29 protein-coding genes are annotated in these 16,940 nt (G+C 68.1%); all 29 read right to left on the bottom strand.

From position 1 onward, the window contains the following. Positions 1-658 precede the first annotated feature (658 nt). The 29 genes from AB0B91_RS15540 to AB0B91_RS15400 all read right to left on the bottom strand — a co-directional run bounded on the left by AB0B91_RS15540 (position 659) and on the right by AB0B91_RS15400 (position 16,939). Positions 659-1,354, bottom strand: a complete 696-nt coding sequence (locus AB0B91_RS15540; protein WP_358318938.1) for a hypothetical protein — start codon at positions 1,352-1,354, stop codon at positions 659-661. Between the two features lie 255 nt (positions 1,355-1,609). After that, a complete protein-coding gene (locus AB0B91_RS15535; RefSeq protein WP_358318937.1) occupies positions 1,610-2,305 on the bottom strand; it encodes a hypothetical protein in 696 nt (231 codons plus the stop codon). A 78-nt stretch (positions 2,306-2,383) separates the two neighbouring features. After that, positions 2,384-3,025, bottom strand: coding sequence for a hypothetical protein (locus tag AB0B91_RS15530; RefSeq protein WP_358318936.1), 642 nt, complete (start codon positions 3,023-3,025; stop codon positions 2,384-2,386). A 54-nt stretch (positions 3,026-3,079) separates the two neighbouring features. Then, positions 3,080-3,823, bottom strand: a complete 744-nt coding sequence (locus tag AB0B91_RS15525) for a hypothetical protein (RefSeq protein WP_358318935.1) — start codon at positions 3,821-3,823, stop codon at positions 3,080-3,082. A 479-nt stretch (positions 3,824-4,302) separates the two neighbouring features. Further along, a complete protein-coding gene (locus AB0B91_RS15520) occupies positions 4,303-4,869 on the bottom strand; it encodes a hypothetical protein (RefSeq protein WP_358318934.1) in 567 nt (188 codons plus the stop codon). A gap of 254 nt (positions 4,870-5,123) precedes the next feature. Beyond that, positions 5,124-5,513: a hypothetical protein gene (locus tag AB0B91_RS15515; protein WP_358318933.1), complete on the bottom strand. Its 390-nt coding sequence runs from the start codon at positions 5,511-5,513 to the stop codon at positions 5,124-5,126. A 90-nt stretch (positions 5,514-5,603) separates the two neighbouring features. After that, positions 5,604-6,098, bottom strand: a complete 495-nt coding sequence (locus AB0B91_RS15510; RefSeq protein ID WP_358318932.1) for a hypothetical protein — start codon at positions 6,096-6,098, stop codon at positions 5,604-5,606. Continuing rightward, positions 6,091-6,651, bottom strand: a complete 561-nt coding sequence (locus AB0B91_RS15505) for an SLOG family protein (RefSeq protein WP_358318931.1) — start codon at positions 6,649-6,651, stop codon at positions 6,091-6,093. The genes AB0B91_RS15510 and AB0B91_RS15505 overlap by 8 nt, the downstream gene beginning before the upstream one ends. Further along, entirely contained in the window at positions 6,644-7,033 is a 390-nt protein-coding gene (locus AB0B91_RS15500; RefSeq protein WP_358318930.1) for a hypothetical protein, read from the bottom strand. The genes AB0B91_RS15505 and AB0B91_RS15500 overlap by 8 nt, the downstream gene beginning before the upstream one ends. A 20-nt stretch (positions 7,034-7,053) precedes the next feature. Further along, a complete protein-coding gene (locus AB0B91_RS15495) occupies positions 7,054-7,797 on the bottom strand; it encodes a hypothetical protein (protein ID WP_358318929.1) in 744 nt (247 codons plus the stop codon). Positions 7,798-7,961: 164 nt separating this feature from the next. Then, entirely contained in the window at positions 7,962-8,756 is a 795-nt protein-coding gene (locus AB0B91_RS15490; protein ID WP_358318928.1) for a hypothetical protein, read from the bottom strand. After that, on the bottom strand, positions 8,753-9,124 hold the full coding sequence (locus tag AB0B91_RS15485; protein ID WP_358318927.1) for a hypothetical protein: 372 nt from the start codon (positions 9,122-9,124) through the stop codon (positions 8,753-8,755). The genes AB0B91_RS15490 and AB0B91_RS15485 overlap by 4 nt, the downstream gene beginning before the upstream one ends. Continuing rightward, on the bottom strand, positions 9,121-9,573 hold the full coding sequence (locus AB0B91_RS15480) for a hypothetical protein (protein WP_358318926.1): 453 nt from the start codon (positions 9,571-9,573) through the stop codon (positions 9,121-9,123). Before AB0B91_RS15480 ends, AB0B91_RS15485 begins: the two co-directional genes overlap by 4 nt. An 8-nt stretch (positions 9,574-9,581) precedes the next feature. Then, positions 9,582-10,046: a hypothetical protein gene (locus AB0B91_RS15475; RefSeq protein ID WP_358318925.1), complete on the bottom strand. Its 465-nt coding sequence runs from the start codon at positions 10,044-10,046 to the stop codon at positions 9,582-9,584. Beyond that, complete coding sequence (locus tag AB0B91_RS15470) at positions 10,043-10,678, bottom strand: hypothetical protein (protein ID WP_358318924.1); 636 nt, start codon at positions 10,676-10,678, stop codon at positions 10,043-10,045. Before AB0B91_RS15470 ends, AB0B91_RS15475 begins: the two co-directional genes overlap by 4 nt. Continuing rightward, positions 10,675-10,926 carry a hypothetical protein gene (locus AB0B91_RS15465; protein WP_358318923.1) on the bottom strand — a complete coding sequence of 84 codons (252 nt, stop codon included), beginning with the start codon at positions 10,924-10,926 and terminating at the stop codon, positions 10,675-10,677. Before AB0B91_RS15465 ends, AB0B91_RS15470 begins: the two co-directional genes overlap by 4 nt. Continuing rightward, on the bottom strand, positions 10,923-11,465 hold the full coding sequence (locus tag AB0B91_RS15460) for a hypothetical protein (RefSeq protein WP_358318922.1): 543 nt from the start codon (positions 11,463-11,465) through the stop codon (positions 10,923-10,925). The genes AB0B91_RS15465 and AB0B91_RS15460 overlap by 4 nt, the downstream gene beginning before the upstream one ends. After that, positions 11,462-11,746: a hypothetical protein gene (locus tag AB0B91_RS15455; RefSeq protein WP_358318921.1), complete on the bottom strand. Its 285-nt coding sequence runs from the start codon at positions 11,744-11,746 to the stop codon at positions 11,462-11,464. The genes AB0B91_RS15460 and AB0B91_RS15455 overlap by 4 nt, the downstream gene beginning before the upstream one ends. Continuing rightward, the gene (locus tag AB0B91_RS15450; RefSeq protein WP_358318920.1) at positions 11,743-12,102 is read right to left on the bottom strand and encodes a WhiB family transcriptional regulator; all 360 of its coding nucleotides are present in this window, start codon (positions 12,100-12,102) and stop codon (positions 11,743-11,745) included. The genes AB0B91_RS15455 and AB0B91_RS15450 overlap by 4 nt, the downstream gene beginning before the upstream one ends. Further along, positions 12,099-12,422 (bottom strand): hypothetical protein, encoded by a 324-nt coding sequence (locus AB0B91_RS15445; protein ID WP_358318919.1) that lies wholly within the window; start codon positions 12,420-12,422, stop codon positions 12,099-12,101. The genes AB0B91_RS15450 and AB0B91_RS15445 overlap by 4 nt, the downstream gene beginning before the upstream one ends. Positions 12,423-12,425: 3 nt before the next feature. Then, positions 12,426-12,581: a hypothetical protein gene (locus AB0B91_RS15440; RefSeq protein WP_358318918.1), complete on the bottom strand. Its 156-nt coding sequence runs from the start codon at positions 12,579-12,581 to the stop codon at positions 12,426-12,428. 56 nt (positions 12,582-12,637) lie between these two features. Continuing rightward, positions 12,638-13,201, bottom strand: a complete 564-nt coding sequence (locus tag AB0B91_RS15435; RefSeq protein ID WP_358318917.1) for a crossover junction endodeoxyribonuclease RuvC — start codon at positions 13,199-13,201, stop codon at positions 12,638-12,640. After that, positions 13,198-13,407: a hypothetical protein gene (locus AB0B91_RS15430; protein WP_358318916.1), complete on the bottom strand. Its 210-nt coding sequence runs from the start codon at positions 13,405-13,407 to the stop codon at positions 13,198-13,200. Before AB0B91_RS15430 ends, AB0B91_RS15435 begins: the two co-directional genes overlap by 4 nt. Then, the gene (locus tag AB0B91_RS15425) at positions 13,404-13,769 is read right to left on the bottom strand and encodes a hypothetical protein (protein ID WP_358318915.1); all 366 of its coding nucleotides are present in this window, start codon (positions 13,767-13,769) and stop codon (positions 13,404-13,406) included. Before AB0B91_RS15425 ends, AB0B91_RS15430 begins: the two co-directional genes overlap by 4 nt. Continuing rightward, positions 13,766-14,155: a hypothetical protein gene (locus AB0B91_RS15420; protein ID WP_358318914.1), complete on the bottom strand. Its 390-nt coding sequence runs from the start codon at positions 14,153-14,155 to the stop codon at positions 13,766-13,768. Before AB0B91_RS15420 ends, AB0B91_RS15425 begins: the two co-directional genes overlap by 4 nt. After that, entirely contained in the window at positions 14,152-14,388 is a 237-nt protein-coding gene (locus tag AB0B91_RS15415; protein WP_358318913.1) for a hypothetical protein, read from the bottom strand. The genes AB0B91_RS15420 and AB0B91_RS15415 overlap by 4 nt, the downstream gene beginning before the upstream one ends. Before the next feature lie 8 nt (positions 14,389-14,396). Further along, positions 14,397-14,810: a hypothetical protein gene (locus AB0B91_RS15410; RefSeq protein WP_358318912.1), complete on the bottom strand. Its 414-nt coding sequence runs from the start codon at positions 14,808-14,810 to the stop codon at positions 14,397-14,399. Positions 14,811-14,894: 84 nt separating this feature from the next. After that, the gene (locus AB0B91_RS15405; protein ID WP_358318911.1) at positions 14,895-15,284 is read right to left on the bottom strand and encodes a hypothetical protein; all 390 of its coding nucleotides are present in this window, start codon (positions 15,282-15,284) and stop codon (positions 14,895-14,897) included. Beyond that, complete coding sequence (locus AB0B91_RS15400; protein WP_358318910.1) at positions 15,281-16,939, bottom strand: hypothetical protein; 1,659 nt, start codon at positions 16,937-16,939, stop codon at positions 15,281-15,283. The genes AB0B91_RS15405 and AB0B91_RS15400 overlap by 4 nt, the downstream gene beginning before the upstream one ends. Position 16,940: the final 1 nt, after the last annotated feature.

Genomic DNA, 16,940 nt, shown 5'->3' with positions numbered 1-16,940 from the left:
TATCAGACAAGAGGCGCGATCATCACAAAACGGAAACCAGCCCTATTGGGTACGCGACACTCCGTTACCTGGCAGAGTGTATGGGATCTGCTTAGTGGCCGAGCGGCCAAGCAGGTGCCCAGCTGCAACCGGGGCCTGACCGTGGATGTGCAGGGCTTGGTCGTCGCGGTGCTGCCTCGGTCCATGAGAACGCCGAGAACGCCGCCAGCATTGCGCTGCTGGACCGGGTCGCCGCGCAGAGCGACACCGTGCGCACCTCGCTGGTGGACAAGGATTCAAGAACGCGGTCGTCGCTCACCGCGCCTCGCTCGGCATCGGCGTGCAGGTCATCGAGCGCAACCCGGCCGACAAGAGATTCATCCCCCAACCCAAGCGGTGCTTGGTGGAGCAGACCTACGGCCCTCATGATGCACTGTCGTCTGGGTCCGCGACTCCGAGCACTGCCCACCAGCTCAGAATCGCGTGCGTACTGTGCGATGAGTGACGTGATGACCAGGCGGCTGACCGGAACCTCCAGCCCTACCTGGAGCGGCGTGACCGGATCAGACCCGGGCACATGGCTCCCGGACAGCATCGACGCACGCGAGGAAGTGCGCAAGTCGAAAGATGTCGTCAACGGAATACTGCCTTGCACCTGACATTCAACGGTCGCCGCCGCTCAACCGCCCACCTCGCCGCTGACCAGTTCCAGCGCCTCCTGCTCGCTGACGTGCCGTCCGCAGTTCTCGCACACGTAGTAGCCGGCCCGCGGGCTCCACTCCAGCCTCCGCAGCTCGCAGCCGGGGCAGCGCGCGAGCGTCTGGCCGGGCTCGTCGTCCACCAGCCGCCGCAACCTCGTCTCCCACGCGAGAGCCCACTCGACCACGCCGAGCTCGACCGGCTCCCGCTCCTCCCCCTCCACGCTGGAGACGACCGTCAGCCCGTCCAGCGCCAGCACCGGCTTCACCTTGTTCACCAGAAACGCCACCGCCCGCGACCGCGCCAAGCCGGACCGGTCGGCGGGCAGCCGCTCCGCCAGCTTCAGCCGGCGGGCAGCCTCCTTCTGCACAGCCAGCAGCTCCCCCGTCAGCGTGAGCACCACATCCCCCTCCCTCGACAAGCTGCCGTGCGGCCGAGTCCCCTTCACTCTCGACCAGCGCGTCTGCGCCTTCACCACGCCCGGCCGCGCCGCCAGCGTGTCGGCCAGCTCATCCACCACCAGCAGCGCACGCTCGCACGTCGCACGGCACAGCGCGCAGTGCAGCGGCTCCCCCGGCCGCCACTCGACGGTCGGCATGACGGGTTCCGGCGGCGGCTCTCCCCTGGTGCCATCCCGCACCCAGCGGTCCACCGCATCCGCGTGCGCCTCCCGCACCCGCAGGAACGCAGCCCACGCCGCGCGAGCCTCCCTATTGCACGGACCCCCACAAACCACCTCGGACATCCCGAACCTCCCGCCACGCAATGGGACAGACCCGGAGACTCTACAAACACCAGGCAAGATCAAAAACATTCCGGCGAAGTGCAACCGAGGTACGCCGGTGGGACCGCCGGGTGGGGGTACGGGGGGTGATCTTGGACGTGCAGAAACCCCCGCGCGATGGTCACGCGGGGGTGTCGGCGATTCGGGTCAGCGTCGCTTGCGCGCGCCTCGTGCAGCCTCGCGGAGCTGGGCGAGCGCGCGAGTGACGCGCTTGATGCCTAAGGCGTTGCCGCTGGTCGCGGCTTTGGCCAGCTCGGGCAGGCTGCTCAGCGCGGCCAGCACGTAGGACGCTTCTACGGTCTCGGCTGACTCCGCAACGCTGACCTCGTGGTCCCATGTGGCGCGCGGGTAGGCGACCGTGCATGCGCCTAGGCCGTTGATGTCCACGATCATCGGAAGCGCGACATTGCCCATGGCAAGGATCGCGGCTATCTCGCGTGTGGCTTCCCGTGCGGCGGGCAACGCTTCCCCTGCTCCGGGGTGCAACATGGGCGCGCTATGGACTTGGGACAGCAACACGTGTTTGATCGCCATGCCGCGACCGCGTACGAGACGTAGCGCGGTGTGGTCACAGTCCACGCACGTGTCTTGGACCCACCATTCGCCGTGCATCTTGGGGACTCTCCCGGCGTAGGTGATCACCGACCCTTTTGGGAGATAGGCGAGCAGGTTGGAGCGAGAGCGCTGTACGCGCGCCTGATGATCGGCGTACATGGCCGCTGATCGGGGGCATTCCTGGTCGGGGCGGCACATGGCGCACTCGTCTCGGTGGGCGTGGCGGTCGGCAACGCTGAGTCGGACGGATGCTGCCGTGTTGAGGGCGAGCGTCTGCAAGCTGGTCATGATCTCCCCTTCGTGGTTGTGGCTGGTGGTGGTGGTGGGGTGCGCGCCCCCCTGTGGCGTGGGGGGCGCGCGGTGGTGCTACTTCTTGGCGGCGGGCTTGGCGGGCTCCTCCGGCGGCACCGGAAGTCCGGCGTTCGTGAACGCCTGCGCCAGTTCGGCGCGGTCCGCGCCTTCCTCGATCGCCTGAGCGAACGGCAGAGCGGGGTCACCCTTGAACTTGGCCAGCGCCTGAGCGGCGGCTACGGCCTGCTTGATCCGCTTCTCACGCTCGGCCTTGATCCGCTCCTGCTCACGCTTGGCGGCTTCGGCGTGGATCTCGGCGAGCTTGGCGAGCGGATCGGCGCTGCCGAGCATCGCCTTGACCTCGGCCTGAGACGGGGCCGTGGTGGCGATCACGTGGTCTTCCGGCAGGTCGTACCGGATCAGCGTCGCCGTGACGCGCGCAGACGCGATGGCGCGGTCCGGGATGTGGTACCACGCCGCGCGCTGTTCGTTGCTGACCTTGGTCATTGCCGCGAACTCGGTCCGGGTGGGGCCGTCGTAGAGCCGATTTCCGGTCGCCAACCAGTCCATGACCTCCGCGAGCGGGAGCCGGAACCCCTGGTGACGGTAGGCGTTCTCTACCAGGTTGTTGCCGGTGTGACCGGTGATCGCCCCGTCGATCTCGGCTAGGGCGGCGCGAACGTCGGCGAGCAGTTCGGGAGAGTTCTTGCTGGTCATTGCTGGTCCCTTTCGGGGTTGGTGCCCCCTCCCCTGCTGGGAGGGGGCGGTGGGTTACTCGTTGGCGGAACCGTCAACGAGAGATGAGGGCTCGTCGGTGGCGCGTTCCTTGCGCCACCTGCGGTAAATCCAGATACATCCGGCGGCTACCGCACACAGGACGGCAGCGAGCACAGCCGCCATGGTGAGCCACGTTCCCGACTCTCCGCTGTCGGCGAACGCTCCGGGAACCGCCGTGTAGTCCGGCGTGAGACTCGTGTCCGGCGCCTGGGGTTCCGGGGAAGCGACGGACGGCGTGTCGGTCGCGGACGGCAGCTTGACGCGCGTCGGGATCACGTCGGCGGGGGGTGCGGGCTGAAAGCTCACGACTATCCGCGTGGCCGTGGCGGTGGGGGTGACGGTCCGGGTGGCCGTAGCCGTGGCCGTGCGGGCAGGCTGCGGCACGGTGGCCGTGCGGGTCGTGGTGATGGTGGCCGTCTCCGTGGCCGTCTGGGTGGCCGTGGCGGTCTCCCGGACGGTACGCAGAGTGGTCGCTGTGAGGGTCGGTCCGGGCTCTCCCTGCGGTCCGGGGGAACCGGGAACGCCCTGAGGTCCGGGCTCTCCGGCTGGTCCGGGAGGACCGGACGGGCCGACGATGCACACGACCGGGGGGTCCTGGTCGGGGCACGTCGGCATGATGGTCGGGTCGGCCATGGCCGCGCGGTGCGCGGTCTGGCCTGTGGGGTTGATCAGGGCAGCAATGATCAGGGCGGCGCTGAGTGCCGTCCCTGCTGCCGTGATCGCTCGTGTGATCTGCATGCCGCCGAGCTTGTGATGTATATGACAACACGTCCAGATTTCGGACTGGAATGAGATCAAATCGTTGCTAAGCTGGAGCGCCAGACCGTCAACCAGGGTTGACGCATAGTGACATGACCAGCGAGAACGCCGAAACCCGCCACGCATTCCGGACGCGACAAAACCTCTAGACGTCAACCAAAGCTGACGAAGTCGGTTCGCGCGCCACCGACCGCAACGGCATGCTCAGGGCGCACTGCCCGCACTCCTCTCTTGTGGATCTTGTCTGTGAGCGATTCTCCGCTCTCGTGACCATGACCTGGTCTCTCAGTGCCAGACCTGCCGCGTTCGTCGCTCCAGCTCCACCATGAAGACCATTCTGAGCGTGTCAGGCGCTCACGACGCGCGTCGATCGCGTCGCACTCCTCCTCGCCGCCACGAACACCATCAGCGACGAGGAGAAGCGCGCCCGGCCGAGGTAATCGGCTCGCTGCGGCTGGTCAGCGGCTGGCCTTCTGGTTCAGGTAGGGCTTGTGCTCGCGAAGGAGCCGGTCTTCCAGGCGGTAGGCGGCTTCGCGGTCGGCGCAGGGGTGAGCGATCCAGTGGTTGAACCGCTTGCCCTCGTTGGCGTGGCGCTGTAAGCGGGCGATCAGGCCAGAGGTACTGCCGACGTAGCAGGGGACGTTGCCGCCGTCGAAGAGGACGTAGACGACGGCTTGCCCGCGCGGTGGGTAGGCGTGCCCGTCGAGGGGCCAGGCGCCGGACCAGGTTCCGTCTGAACTGGGGGTGTGGCGAGGGTCGTTGGTGCGGCGAGCGACGATGAGCTCCACCGTGATGGGCATGAGCCTGTTCCAGCGTTTCATCGAGCCGGGGCCGGCGGCGGCGTGGTAGCGGTCGAAGATGTCGTAGAGCTGGGCCTTGTTGATCCGGTTGGCGATGTAGTCGGCGGCGAGTTGCGTGAGCAGGTGCTCCTCGTGCTCGGCCTGCTGCTGCTCGACGTGGGCACGGTCGGCGGCAGCCATCTCGACCCAGCTCAGGTCGCGCTCGTAGTCACCTGGCATGGACATGACACACTCCTTGATCTTTCTGGTTGTCCACAGCTGTGCAAGGTGATCGTTTGGGACTTCCACCTGTAGGTGTGAGGACGGTAACCACCGTCATAGGGATAGATAGGGATGGTTGTTAGGGATGGGGTCGCCCTCCAGGGCGGTCAATTCGATGGATTGGTCGCCTTCTCGGCCGGTAATGGTCGCCTTCTGAGGCGGTCATTTCGACCGTTCAAGATCGCGTGCGGTGTGGTTATCCACAGGAAGATCACGACTTATTGGCCGTACTGGGAGGCGGGCAACTCGACCGACGCGGGCAGGTCCGGCACGTGGTAGTCGGTCGCTCGCCCCCTCACTGCGAAGACCGGCGCGCCGTTCTTCCGCACCCCGCGAGGCACCCGCACCTCCAGGCCCCGGTCGGAGAGGCGCCGCAGGATCTTCGTCAGCCCGTCCGTCGTCACCCCGACGCGCATCGCGATCGTCTCGGTCGGAGTGATCGCCGTCCCGTCGTCACGCACGTCGCCTTTGTGCACCCAGAACCGGCGGGTCTGCTTGTGCGCCCGCTCCGCGATCACCATCAAGACGAGGCGCTCGGCCGCCGTCAGATCGCGGGCGGCCGGTGTCGCGAGCCACGAAGCCACTTCACCGACCAGGCTTTCAGCCACCGGCTTCCTCCCTCGGACACGGCGAGTGGGGGCTCGCCCCATCGAGGGAATGGGTCGAGCCCCCACCGTAAGCGGAACCGCCAACGAACGTCACTCGCGCTGGCCACTCCCGAGGACCGCGATGGCGAGGCGGCGGACCGCGGCTGGGGTGGTGTCGTGCGGGTGGTCCGGCGCGTACACCGTCACGTTCGCCTCGTCGCCGCGCACCCGGCCGGCACCGACGAGGGTTCCGTCCGCGAGGCCGCAGTACAGCAACCGCGCGTCCTTGCCGAAGCTCCGGGTGTCAAGAACCTTCGCCTCGTAGGCGACCGCAACCGCGACGAGCGTCGTCGGCGGGGGGACGAGCGAGCACAGCATGGCCGGGTCGATGCCTTCCAGCGCGTCGGCAGTGAGCTGTCCGGTCCTGATCCACTCGTCGCGGAAGACCGGCACGAGGCCGAGCAGACCCAGGCTGTTCGGATCCTGGCCAGCGGGCGTGCAGATCAGCATGAGCGTGGGCTGTACCCCCCAATCTCCGGCGTTCTCGAAGTCCTGCTCCAGGCCGCGAACGTAGGGTTCGGCCACGTCGGTGGTGAGTTCAGCCATGGTGGTTGCGGTCTTTCTGTGGGTGGTGGTGTGAGGGTAGGGCGGTCAGCCACCCGAACGGGTCGCCGACGTAGTACAGCCACTCGTCAGCTCCCTTTGGGAAGGGGCGGACGGGGATGCCCGCCTCCTCCGCCATGCATGCGGTCGTGGTCGCGCCGTGGGATCCGTGCGGCTCCTTCTTCCGGCAGCGCGGGTCGGCGCACGGGTCGATGAACGCCAGGCACATGTCCGAGCCATCGTTCACCATCTGCGCGTCCCACACGAGGCCCGCGGCCGGGCAGTACGTGGACCCGTCCTCTCGCCGCTTACGGTGCGACGGCGTGCACCTGGGGCTGGCGCACACGTTCCAATCGGCCGGGCGTTGTTCGACGTGCGCGCCGAGTTGGCGGGCGATGCGGTCGGCCAGCATGTCGCCGCCCCTGGCTCGGCCGTGTCGGACGGTGACGTTGTCCGGCTCGCGCTCGGCGATGATCGGGGCGAACGCGTTCCGGATGGCGTCCGCGTCGTCCCAGGTGCGGGAGCTGGTGACGAGCACCACGTACAAGTCAGCCACGACCGTCACCCGCCTCCTGCCCCTGGCCATCGAGAGCGGCCAGGACCTGATCCACGTCTGCGATGGCTCGCCCGTATGCTTCGGCGGCTGCCTCGTCGTGGCTGTAGCCCTTGCGCTGTGCCCTGTCCTGATAGTGCTGGTACTCGGCTTGCCACGCGGCGCGGGCATCCCGCAGACGTTCGAGTGCGGCTTCTACTCCGCTCGGCAGGTGCCGCTGCACTTCCGCGATGACCGCGAGGACGACCGGCGCTACGAGGTCGTCGGCCTCCATGCCGACCCTCCAGTTCGCGGCGGCGAGCCCGCGCCGGCCTGCCTCCAGGAACGGGACGAGTTCCCGGGCCTGCTCGCGGGTGAGTTTCCTGTGCGCATCAGCCCTGCTCACTGAATTTGTCCCGCTGTCCATCATCGGAGTTCCCCTTCCTGTACAAGCGGGTCCGGGAATCGTCGTTCGGGGCGCGGTCGCGGAGCTGCCCCTGGGTGATTGCGTGGGTCGCAACTACGCGGACAGCGATCGATCCAGGAGCGGCCGAAGTAATCGTCCCGTGCGTAGCAGGCGACAAGCACGCTGTGGTCGTGGGTGTCGTGTCCCTGGCAGTCCGGGACCCGCTCGGTGTCACGACCGAGCGGATCTTGGCCCTCCACGCACTCGCTATCGCCATCGGCGTGCACGAGCAGGATGCCACCGCACGATGGCCAGGTCAGCAGCCGCTCGCGACGCGGGTCTACCGCCAGCCACCGTTCCTCGTACCGCTTCGCGACGGGGCGGCATGAGGAACGGATGTGAAAACGAGGCTGCTGGCCGCCGGGCAAGTCGAGGTTGTCGCCGGGGTAGGTGATGGACTTCTGCCGAGTGGTGATTGGTTCTACACAGGCCCAGCACGCTCCCGGCGGGATCGCCTCCATCTTGGAGACCCGATTCAGGCTGGCGGTGATCTGCTGGTCCTCCAACTCGGCCCGGCATGGCATCGGCTCGCCGCAGCAGGAGCATTGCGGCCACCGGTCCCCCTCGTACACGTGCCAGGTCATGTAGGTGTCGGCGGGGACGTCGATCTTGCCGCTGGCCTGAGTGGGAGTGAGCCACTTTGGTTCGGCACCGGCGACCCACTGAGCCTCAACGCGATAGGGGCGCCTCCACCAGGTGGCCATGTCAGGCATCCCTGCGTCCACCCACTTCTCCCGGTCGACGTCACTCAGCGGCAGGTCCAGTACCTTTTCGACTCGCCACACAGCGTGGCGGAAGGCGATGAGCTGGCCGGGTTTTGGGAGTGAGTAGTTGGTGCTGGTGCGAAGTGGATACCACCTCACTGGGGTCACGTACCGTCACCCACCTTCCGCATCTCGGTCATGACCATTTGGGCCGTGTAGGACAGCCTCCCCATCAGTTCCTCGACGAGAGCCCGGAGCTGCTGGAGCCGGATGTGCTCGCCGCAGTCGGCCAGCGCGGTCGCCAGCTCGTGTGGCGACATCCGGTCCAGGCGGGTGCCGTCGCCCCACGCGAACTGGTCGAGTTTGGCGCCGAGTAGCTTCTCCACTTCTTCGAGGAGGGCCACGCGCCGCCGCATGGCCTCGGGCAGGCCCGACCTGGCCGCGTTCTGCCGGGCCTCGGTGAGGCGCTTGCAGAGTTCGTCGCGGTGCTGCTCACGCAGTCGGTCCATCTCGGCCAGGCGCACGTAGTCCGTACGGCGGGCAAGCGCTGACACCAGTTCGAGCGTCAGCTTCGGCTCCTTCACCGCAGCGGGCACGACCACGTTGAACCGGCGCCGGCCCGCGCCGTTCGGCGGGACCATCAGCCCCCAGCCGGACGGCATCTCTTCCGGCTGGATCATCTTGGGTGGGGCGACGATCCAGAAGCGCGTGCAGTATGGCCACCACGCTTCCGCCTTGGCCGGGTTGTTGAGTTCGTTCAGCCAGTCCTGGCGGGACACCTTGAGTTCGTGTACGTCGATCGAGTAACCGCGCGACTGCCACGCGCCGATGCGGATCATGTCGGCGCGTTTGGTTGAGCTGGGCGCCTCTACTTCGGCCAGCAGGATTTCGCCGTCGCTGTCGGTGCCGGGTTTGCGGTAGTGGCGCTCGAGCGCCTCGTACAGGGTGGCGGTGTTCATGCCGGGCACTCTGGTTCGAGGTAGACGATCGGCTTGCCGCGCATGGCGGCGTACTCGATCTCGCTGCGGGTGGAGGCGCCGATGTAACCGCCCACGTTGAGGACCAGCACCTCGTCGGCGAGGTCGATCTTCCGCTTGTGGAGCGTGCCGAGGTCGATCTTGGCCTGTTCCATGCCCTGGATCTGAGCGATGTCATCGTCGGCCTTGGTGTCGCAACCAATGCTGAGAACGATCGCCCCTTGGAGAGTGAGGCGTAGGTTCTCGCGCCGGAAGGTGTCGAAGAAGCGGGTAGAGCCGCACAGAACGACGATGGTTGGCCGGGGTCCGCCGAACACGCGGACGAGGGTGTCATTGGCGTCGCTGATCATGCGGGGCACTCCAGTTCGTGGGCGTCAAAGAGGGGAACCAGCTCGTAGAGGCTGAGATCGACCGGCTCCGTCGCGGTCGGCGGCACGTGCGGGTGGCAGCAGTCGCATCGGCAGATCTCGCGGCACACCCGGTCGGCCAGCCACACGGGGGTCCAGTTCGGGTTGGGCTGCGGTTTGTCTGGGTTCTGCCACCAGTTCTTGATGCGCTTCGGGTGAGCCAGGTTGGTTTCCGGCCGGAGCTCCCAGTCAGCGGGTGGTTCGGTGCAGGTGCGGCACTTGCCGTCCTGGTGGCGGCCGTACTTGCACGTGTAGCACGGGAGTTGGCAGCGGCAGCGCAGGTCCTCGTCGTAGTTGGGGCAGCACCAAGGGCGAGTGTCGTTGCTATCGACCCATCCGAGGATGATGTGCTTGTACACCCATGCGCCTTCGACCGCAACCATCTGGATCACGTGCCGAGTCATGACAGAGCCGCCCGCCTGGTCTGGTCGGCGAGCATGACCTGTGCGGCGACGTGCTCGACCATCTCGGTCAGGTGAGCGAGAACCGGTTCCGGGTCGTCGCCCAGATTCCTGAACAGCGTCTCGAACCTCTCCTGGTCGCGAGCCACGTACGCCTCGATGACGTGGCTCGCCCACACCAGCGTGGGCTCAGCCTCCGATTCGGGGATAGGCTCGCCCGTCTCCGGGTGGACGTACGTCTGGTCGAGCTGCGTACCGGCCGGGAACCCGGTGTGGTGCTGGAAAGTCTCGCAGCAGGTGACGATGGCGTCGCGCACGCCGTGCATGCCGGTGTCGCGCAGGATGGCGGCGATGAGCCGGGCTGCGCTTTCGTCGTCGTCCAGAATGGCGGCGTTGAGGGCGTACTGGGCTGCGGCTACGGCGTGCGGGTTGAACGGCCTGGGGGTGTTTTGCTCGGTCATCACGCCTCGTCCTCAGCGACCAAGCGGAGAGCGGCCACGTGCAGGACGAGCCGCCCGTCGCCGAGGCGGCGAGCGCCGCGGCCGATGACCCGCAGCCGTGCTCCCACCGCGAGCAGGTCGCGGATCTTGGCGTACCCGCTGGGCGTCACCCAGGCGTCGCAGGCCGTGCCCTCGTCTTCGAGGGTGAGGAGCGCGAGCAGCCTGCTGGACTTGTTGGTCTTCTCGACCCAGCCGATGAGAGTGGCGCCGAACGTGAAGTTCGGGCCGCACCGGTATTTGTCGGTGTCCTGGGCGATGGCGGCCAGGGTGGTGACCTCGCCCTCCAGGAGGACGATGAGGCTGCGGGTTTGCCGTGCTCGGACGTGGCGGCGCCCGGCCTCGGTGAGAGTGAGCGTCTTCACGGTGGGTCCGGTCGCTTCGACGGTGATGAGGTCGTTGCTGGCGGCGGTGTCGATGGCGCCGCTGCCGCACGTGTGCTGCCCCGCCTTCCATCGGCCGCGTGAAGTGGACTGGTAGGTGATGCTGCCGTCACGCTGGTAGTCGGCGCTGGCGGCGATGGCGTCGAGGAGCCTCGCGACGGCCTGCCCGAGCTGGGGCAGGCGTACGTCGGCGTTGGTGGTGGGGGTGCTGGTCACTGGTCGTGGTCCCTTCTTGCGTTGTGGTGGTCGTGAAGGAGGTCCCGTCCCGCCTGCTTGACGGTGATGAGTCCGTCGTTGTGGAGCGTCTGGATCGTGTCGGCAGTGACTAAGCAGCCGCTGTCGCTGATCTTCCATAGGTTGGGCGAGATCCAGATGAGGGTGAGGCCCTGGCCTTGGTCGTACTCGGAGAGGAATTCGATCGCGACGATCGCAGGCCCCGGCAGGCCGTGGCGATGGTAGGTCATGGGTTGGCTTCCTCTCTGATGCGGCGGATCAGGTTCTTCAGGCCCGGCGGTAGGTCGTTCTCGCCGTCCTCGCCGAGGGTGGCAAGGATGAACCGGACTGCGTGCTCGCGGTCGATGTAGCGGGCTGCGGCCTCCTCAGCGGGGCTGGCCGGCCGGGGTTCGGGTGTGGGGTCTTCCTGCTCGTGGAAGGACTTGAGAGCGATGCCGTACTGGTCGCGGCGGACGAGCGGCACCCACGTGGCTCCGACGACGAGCCCGTGGTCGATGATCGTGCCCTTGATGGCGCGTGCCAGGTCATCGGGGAACATCGGGAAAGTGGCGGGCCCGTGCGGGTCCTTCCACGTGATCGGCCGGGTGATGCCGCGCAGCCCATGTGTGTCGTGGAGCTGGAGCGGCAGCGTGAGCGGGTCCGGTTCCCGCCAGACGATGCTGGCGGGGTCCTTTCCTGCGGTGCTCGGGAGCAGGTTGCCGTACTCGTCGTATGGCACCGCGCTGGGGATGTGGCCGGGCTGCTCATGCGCGGGACGGGCCGGGCTCATTCCTGCTGTCCTTCCTGGTCGGGATGGAGCTGCGCCCGAGCCGCGAGGTAGGCCGCGTTCGGACCATCGGCAGGAGTTGCGGCGAGCCGCCACGGGTCGATGCGGCCGGCGGGTGTGAGCCTCCAGCCGTGCCCGTTCATGTCGTGCATGAAGCGGCGCGCGAACATCTCCGGGTCTTCGCGCTGGTCGGGCGGCTCGGCGGCCCACTCGCGGAGGCGTTTGGTGAGGACCTGGACGGCGTCGCTTATGGCCCGCCGCTGGTAGTCGGCGCTGGCGCTCACGATGCCTTCCTCCGTTCGGCTGCTGCCTTACGCTGCTCCTTGCGACGGTCGATCGCGCGCTGGTGGTCGTTGCCGCCGTGCCACACGCCGACCTGGATCCCGTTTGAGAAGCTGGTCGCGTACTTCTTGCACTGGGCGAGGACGGGGCAGTCAGCGCACATGGCGCGGGCGCGGTCTTCGCGCGCTTCCTTCTCCCGCGCGGTCTCCTGGTGCTCTTTGTCGTCGGAGGGCGGGCCGAAAAACTTCTCGTGCCCCACACGCAGGCAGGCTGCGTCCTCCATCCACTCGGGCGCCTTCGGCACGTGGATGGCGACCATGAGGGGCAGCTCACGGGAAGGGTGGTAGCCGCGGCTCATTCCGGCGGCTCCCCCGCGTCCGGGTCGAGCAGGCCGAGCTCGGCGGCGGCGGCGAGGTAGCGATCGATCATCCGCTTGCCCCGCCCCATCTTCCCGGCGATCTTGTACCTGTCGTGCAGGCCCGTGTGGTGCCAGTCAGCGGCCTGCTTGACGAGCGAGTACGCCTCTGGCGTGGTCGGCATCCATGCCGGACCGCGGGCGGCGGGCCTGACCTCGAACCCGGCCGTGCTCAGAGCCCGCAGCAGTCGGCGCGGAGTCGGCGTGTGGGGGCGGGCCAGTTCTTCGCTGAGGACGGCCGTCGCCGATGTCGTGGTGGTCATCTCCTACTCCTGGATGGTGCGGTGGTGGTGGACGTTCGGGTGACCGGCCAGCCGCCGGGCGGCTTCGAGGTCGGCGGGGGTGAGGTGGCGGCCCTCGACGACCGCGACCGGCCGGGTCCGATCCGGGTTCCATACGGCGGCGCGCGGCCGATCAGGCATATGCGGTCGTTGGCGGTTCCGCCAACGAAACTCGTCAGTGACGTCCGATGGTGTCTTCACACGGCCTCCTTGCGGTGCAGCTCGATCTTGGCGAGCACCCGCCGATGCTTCGCCGGAACCTTGAATACGGGATGGCCGAGCACGTCGAGGACAAGCCAACGCGCCCAGGCCGCGTCACACTCGTCCTCGCTGGGGAACTTGACGCCCGCGTGCTCGAACGCGGCCACGCCCATCTGGGTCTTGGACGCGCCCGAGTCCCCGGTGGCGTAGATCTTGAGGTGGGTGGTGTTGATGATGGCGATGGCGATCCCGGCCCGCCAGCAGGCGAGCCGCACCGTCCCGCCGATCTCGGCGAGGCGGTGTGTGGCCGACGACTGCTTGGTGTAGGCGTAGTCCTCGATCCCGACCGCCTCCGTCTGGGCTCGGAACAGGGCCTCCGCGATCTGTGCCTCGACGTGGTCCTGTCGCCGCATGTTGTCGGCGAACGTCCGCGTCTTGCCTGCGGCCTTGGGCGCGGCGATGAGGCGGGTGGTGCCGTCCGGCAGAGCCAGTCCGGTCTTCTCGGCGGCCTGGTCGAGCCCGGCCACCTGCGGTGGCCCGGCCGGCGGCTGGGTGGTCACTGTTCCTCCTTCGGGATCTCGATCGTGTGCAGGCCGCGGTGGGCGAAGTCGCGCCACTGCTCGCTGGCGCGCTGGGCGGCGTTGGCCTGGCGTACCGCGCGGCTGTGTGCGAGGAGGACCACCGCTGTGAACGTGATCGACGCGAGCCCGATCACGGCGGCGATGTCCCAGAGCACAGACCACGCGCCCCTCAGCAGGTCGATCACGTCTCGGCCGCCTGCTCAGCTTCGAGGTGGGCGACGCGGGCGCGGAAGCGCTCTACCTCGTCCCCCGCGTCGTTCGCCTTCGTGTTCGCCCGGCGCAACTCGATCAGCAGGCGGGCGTTGGCATGCTGGAGGTCGCTGACTTGCTGGTATGCCTCGCCGTACTGGTGCTGGTAGGTGTCGAGCTCTCGGGCGCGGTCGCGGCGGCGCGTCTCGGCGCCGCCGACGAAGCCCAGGGCTGCGCCGACCGCGACGCCGAGCAGCGTGGCCACGAACGCGAACACGCCAGGAGCGATGAACGACAGGGCGAACAGCGCCAGGTTGGCGCCGCTCACCGCTGCGATCTGCCAGGTGGCCAGCTTCACGCGCGCTCCTGGTCCCCTTCGAGCGCGGCCAGGACCTGCGCCTGGGTGCGGCCCGTGGTGTCGTTCCAGTTCGTCAGCCACCACTTCGGGTTGAGTTCGTCGTCCTCGGGGTTGCGCCCGAGATGGGTGGCGATCTCGTCCATGAGGTTGTGCGCCGCCTCCCACTGGGGCAGGAGGGCGGCGTCAGCGTGGCGGAGCTTCTTGCGGGCCAGCGTGAGCGGCGGCAGGCCCGCGCCGCGTCCGATGGCTTCGACCAGGCAGCATCCGGTCTTGCCGGGCCGGTTGCTGGCGTAGTCGCCCTGAATCCAGCCGTCGCGGTGCAGCACGACGATGGCGCTTGTGCGGATCGTGTCCAGGGGCGGTGTAGCCAGATCAGTCGTGGTCATGTCGGTTCCTTCCGATGGGTGATTCCTGCGTTGGCCAGGTCTTCAGGCGTGCACGGGGCGACGCCGATCTCCTGGCCAGGGTGGTCGCGGTAGGCCCGCTCGAATACCGCCATGACGTACGGGAACGGCAGCGGGCGCTCCGGTTCGAGCGCGACCTTGTCCACGAACACCAGCCAGAACGGGCCGGGCTCGCGGCTGTAGTCGATGTCGAGCGCCAGCAAGACGGCGGTCACCAGGCCCTTCACGCGACCGGACTCTCCCCGCCGGCCACCCGGCCCGGCCCGAACAGGACGCCGAGCGGCGGCATCTGACACGCCTCCAGCGCAGGCAGATGTGTGCCGTTGACCTCGTGGACTGGGCCGTGCACCGGGTCCACGACCGCGATCCGGGCACAGTGACACACCTGCGTCGGCAACGACCGCTCCCCCGGCTCCGGGGACTCGGCCGTGCCGACGAGGGCGAGGAGCTGGTCGCGACTGCGGACCATGTCCTCCAGGTGCTTCTCGGCGGCGGCCTTCTCCTTGTCCAGCTCGGCGAGGTGTCGTTCCGCCGCCCCGACCGCCTCGTCCGCCTGGTGGACGCCGCCGGTCAGGAAGACGCGGACGGCCGGTGTGAGGGTGCTGCCGGTCTGCTCGGGGAGGGAGTCGATCGACATGATGGTCCTTTCTCAGGGGGTGGGGGTGTTGGGTCCGGCCGAGCGCCCCCGCCTAACGTGCGCTTAGGGCGCCCGGCCGGGGGCTTAGGGGGCGTCCCGCGTGCTGGTGCGCGTCGTGATCACGTAGCCGCCGATGTAGAACGGCAGGCGGCGGACGATCTGGCAGCCCGAGCATTTGCATTCGGCCTGCTCGTCGCGTTCGCCCAGGGCGGTGTAGGCGCGGGTGGCGTGACCGGCCAGCTCGTCCCGCAGCGCGCCGAGGAGCAGGTCGCGTTCGCCCCGAGCCTCGTGCAGGTCTTCGGCGTGGACCGCCTCGCGGCAGTCGCACGCGACCCGGTGGTTTGTGCAGGCCGCGACCCTTGGGTCGAGCGTGCTGGTGGGCAGCGGCCGGTCCAGCACTAGGTCGAAGGGCACCTGGTCGGGGTCGTTCCAGAACGTGACGACCGCCCGGACGGCGATCTCCTTGGAGGTCATTGGGCGGCACCTCCCTGCGCGGCGACGGCCTGCCGGTACATCTCCGGCGTGATCTGCCCCTTGTCGGGGTCGGCGGAGAGCGCCTTGAGGAAGGCGTCCAGGTGGACGTTCGACACCTCGGACAGTCGAGTAGGGGGCTGCTTGCTGCGGCGTTTGGTGTTGGCGTTGACCCACATGAACAGAGCGGGCGTCAGCTCGTCGTTCGCACCACCCAGGTCGGTCCACACGGTGACGATCCGCAGCTTGAGGTCGTCGAAGCGGGCCCGTGCTTCGGGTTCGAGCTTGGCGATGGCCTCGTCCGCCTTCGCCGCGGTGAGCTGGGCAGTCGAGGTCACCTGGACCTTGCAGGTGTTGAAAAGCCACAAGAAGCGGGCGTCGCCGCTGATGCCCGCCTCGCCGAACAGCGTGTTCAGCTTGGTGAGCGTCTGCCGGTTGGCCGCGCCGACCGGACGCTTCTGCTCCGGCTCGGCAGCGGACGGGGCCGGCGGAGCGGCGGGCGTCTGCTCGGGCTTGTCCGGCACGATGTCCGCCTCCACCGGCTCCTCCTCCGCCGCGGGCGGGGTCTGCGGCGCTTCAGCAGCAATGGCCGCTTGGAAGGCCTTGAGCTGCTCGGCGGACGCTGCCTGCGGATCGAGACCGTCATTCGCTGCTTGGAACGCCTCCTCCAGTTCGACGAGTGTGCCCTGCCATGCCTCGACGAGGACCTGCCACGCCTGGATGGCCTGATCTATCGTCTGCACCCGAGCTTTCGCCGCAGCCTCGATCTCTTTGCCTGACACGGTCGGCGATGGCGTCTGCTTGGCCCGCTGCCAGATGGCAACGACCTCGTTACGGGTGCGCGCCTGCTCGATCTCGGCCAGGTAGTCCGGGGGCGGGCCGGCCTCGATCGCCTCCTGCCCGCCTGCTCCGAGCATGGCCGCCATCCCGGCCGCTCCGGGTAGGAGCGCGGCCATCGCCTGACCGGCGGTGAGCCCACGCAACTCGATCGCGGGGACCGGGAAGTGCTTGGTCTCTCCGTTGCGGGTGACCCGCCGCTGGGTGAGGAACAACCGGATCGGGATCGGAATCTCCGCGCCGAAGATGCGACGCATCATGGCCACGTGCGCGGGCAACTCCAGGGCCGCGTGGTAGGAGTGCGTCTCGAAAAGCCACACCCCGATGTCAGGTACATCGGGGAGGATCACGTTCAGGCGAGTCGTGACCTTGCATGCCTGGCCGACAGGGGCACGCTCCCACCAGCCTTCCTCGCCGTACTGCTGCTTACACAGGCACGGCTGGCCGGACTTGCGCTCAAACACGCCATTGCAGCGGCGCTGGATACCGCCCTTGGTCCACTTCTCGTACGCCTGACTCAGCGGCGGCTTGGGGCCGGGCGGCAGGATCGCGTCAAGCGCGACCTCATCGGTGACAACTCGCCATTGAGCAGCGCCGTTGCCCTGCGGCTGCCACTCCTCCATGATCCCGCCGTAGGTGTCCTCGGCCGACTGCACGAAGTGCTGGAAGTCGCTCGTGATGATGAACGTCTCCGAGCGCTGCGGGCTGCTCTTTCCCGTGTTCGGGTTCACGCCGAACGTGCCGGACCGGATCTTGCCGAGGGTGCGGTTGCGGTGCTGGAGGTCCAGGATGAGGCCCTCGTCGTCCATGCTCAGCGTCATG

The organism is Nonomuraea sp. NPDC049141, from assembly GCF_040648415.1.
GTDB lineage: Bacteria > Actinomycetota > Actinomycetes > Streptosporangiales > Streptosporangiaceae > Nonomuraea.
Note: the sequence above shows the minus strand (reverse complement) of the source record. Positions and strands in the feature narration are given on the sequence as shown.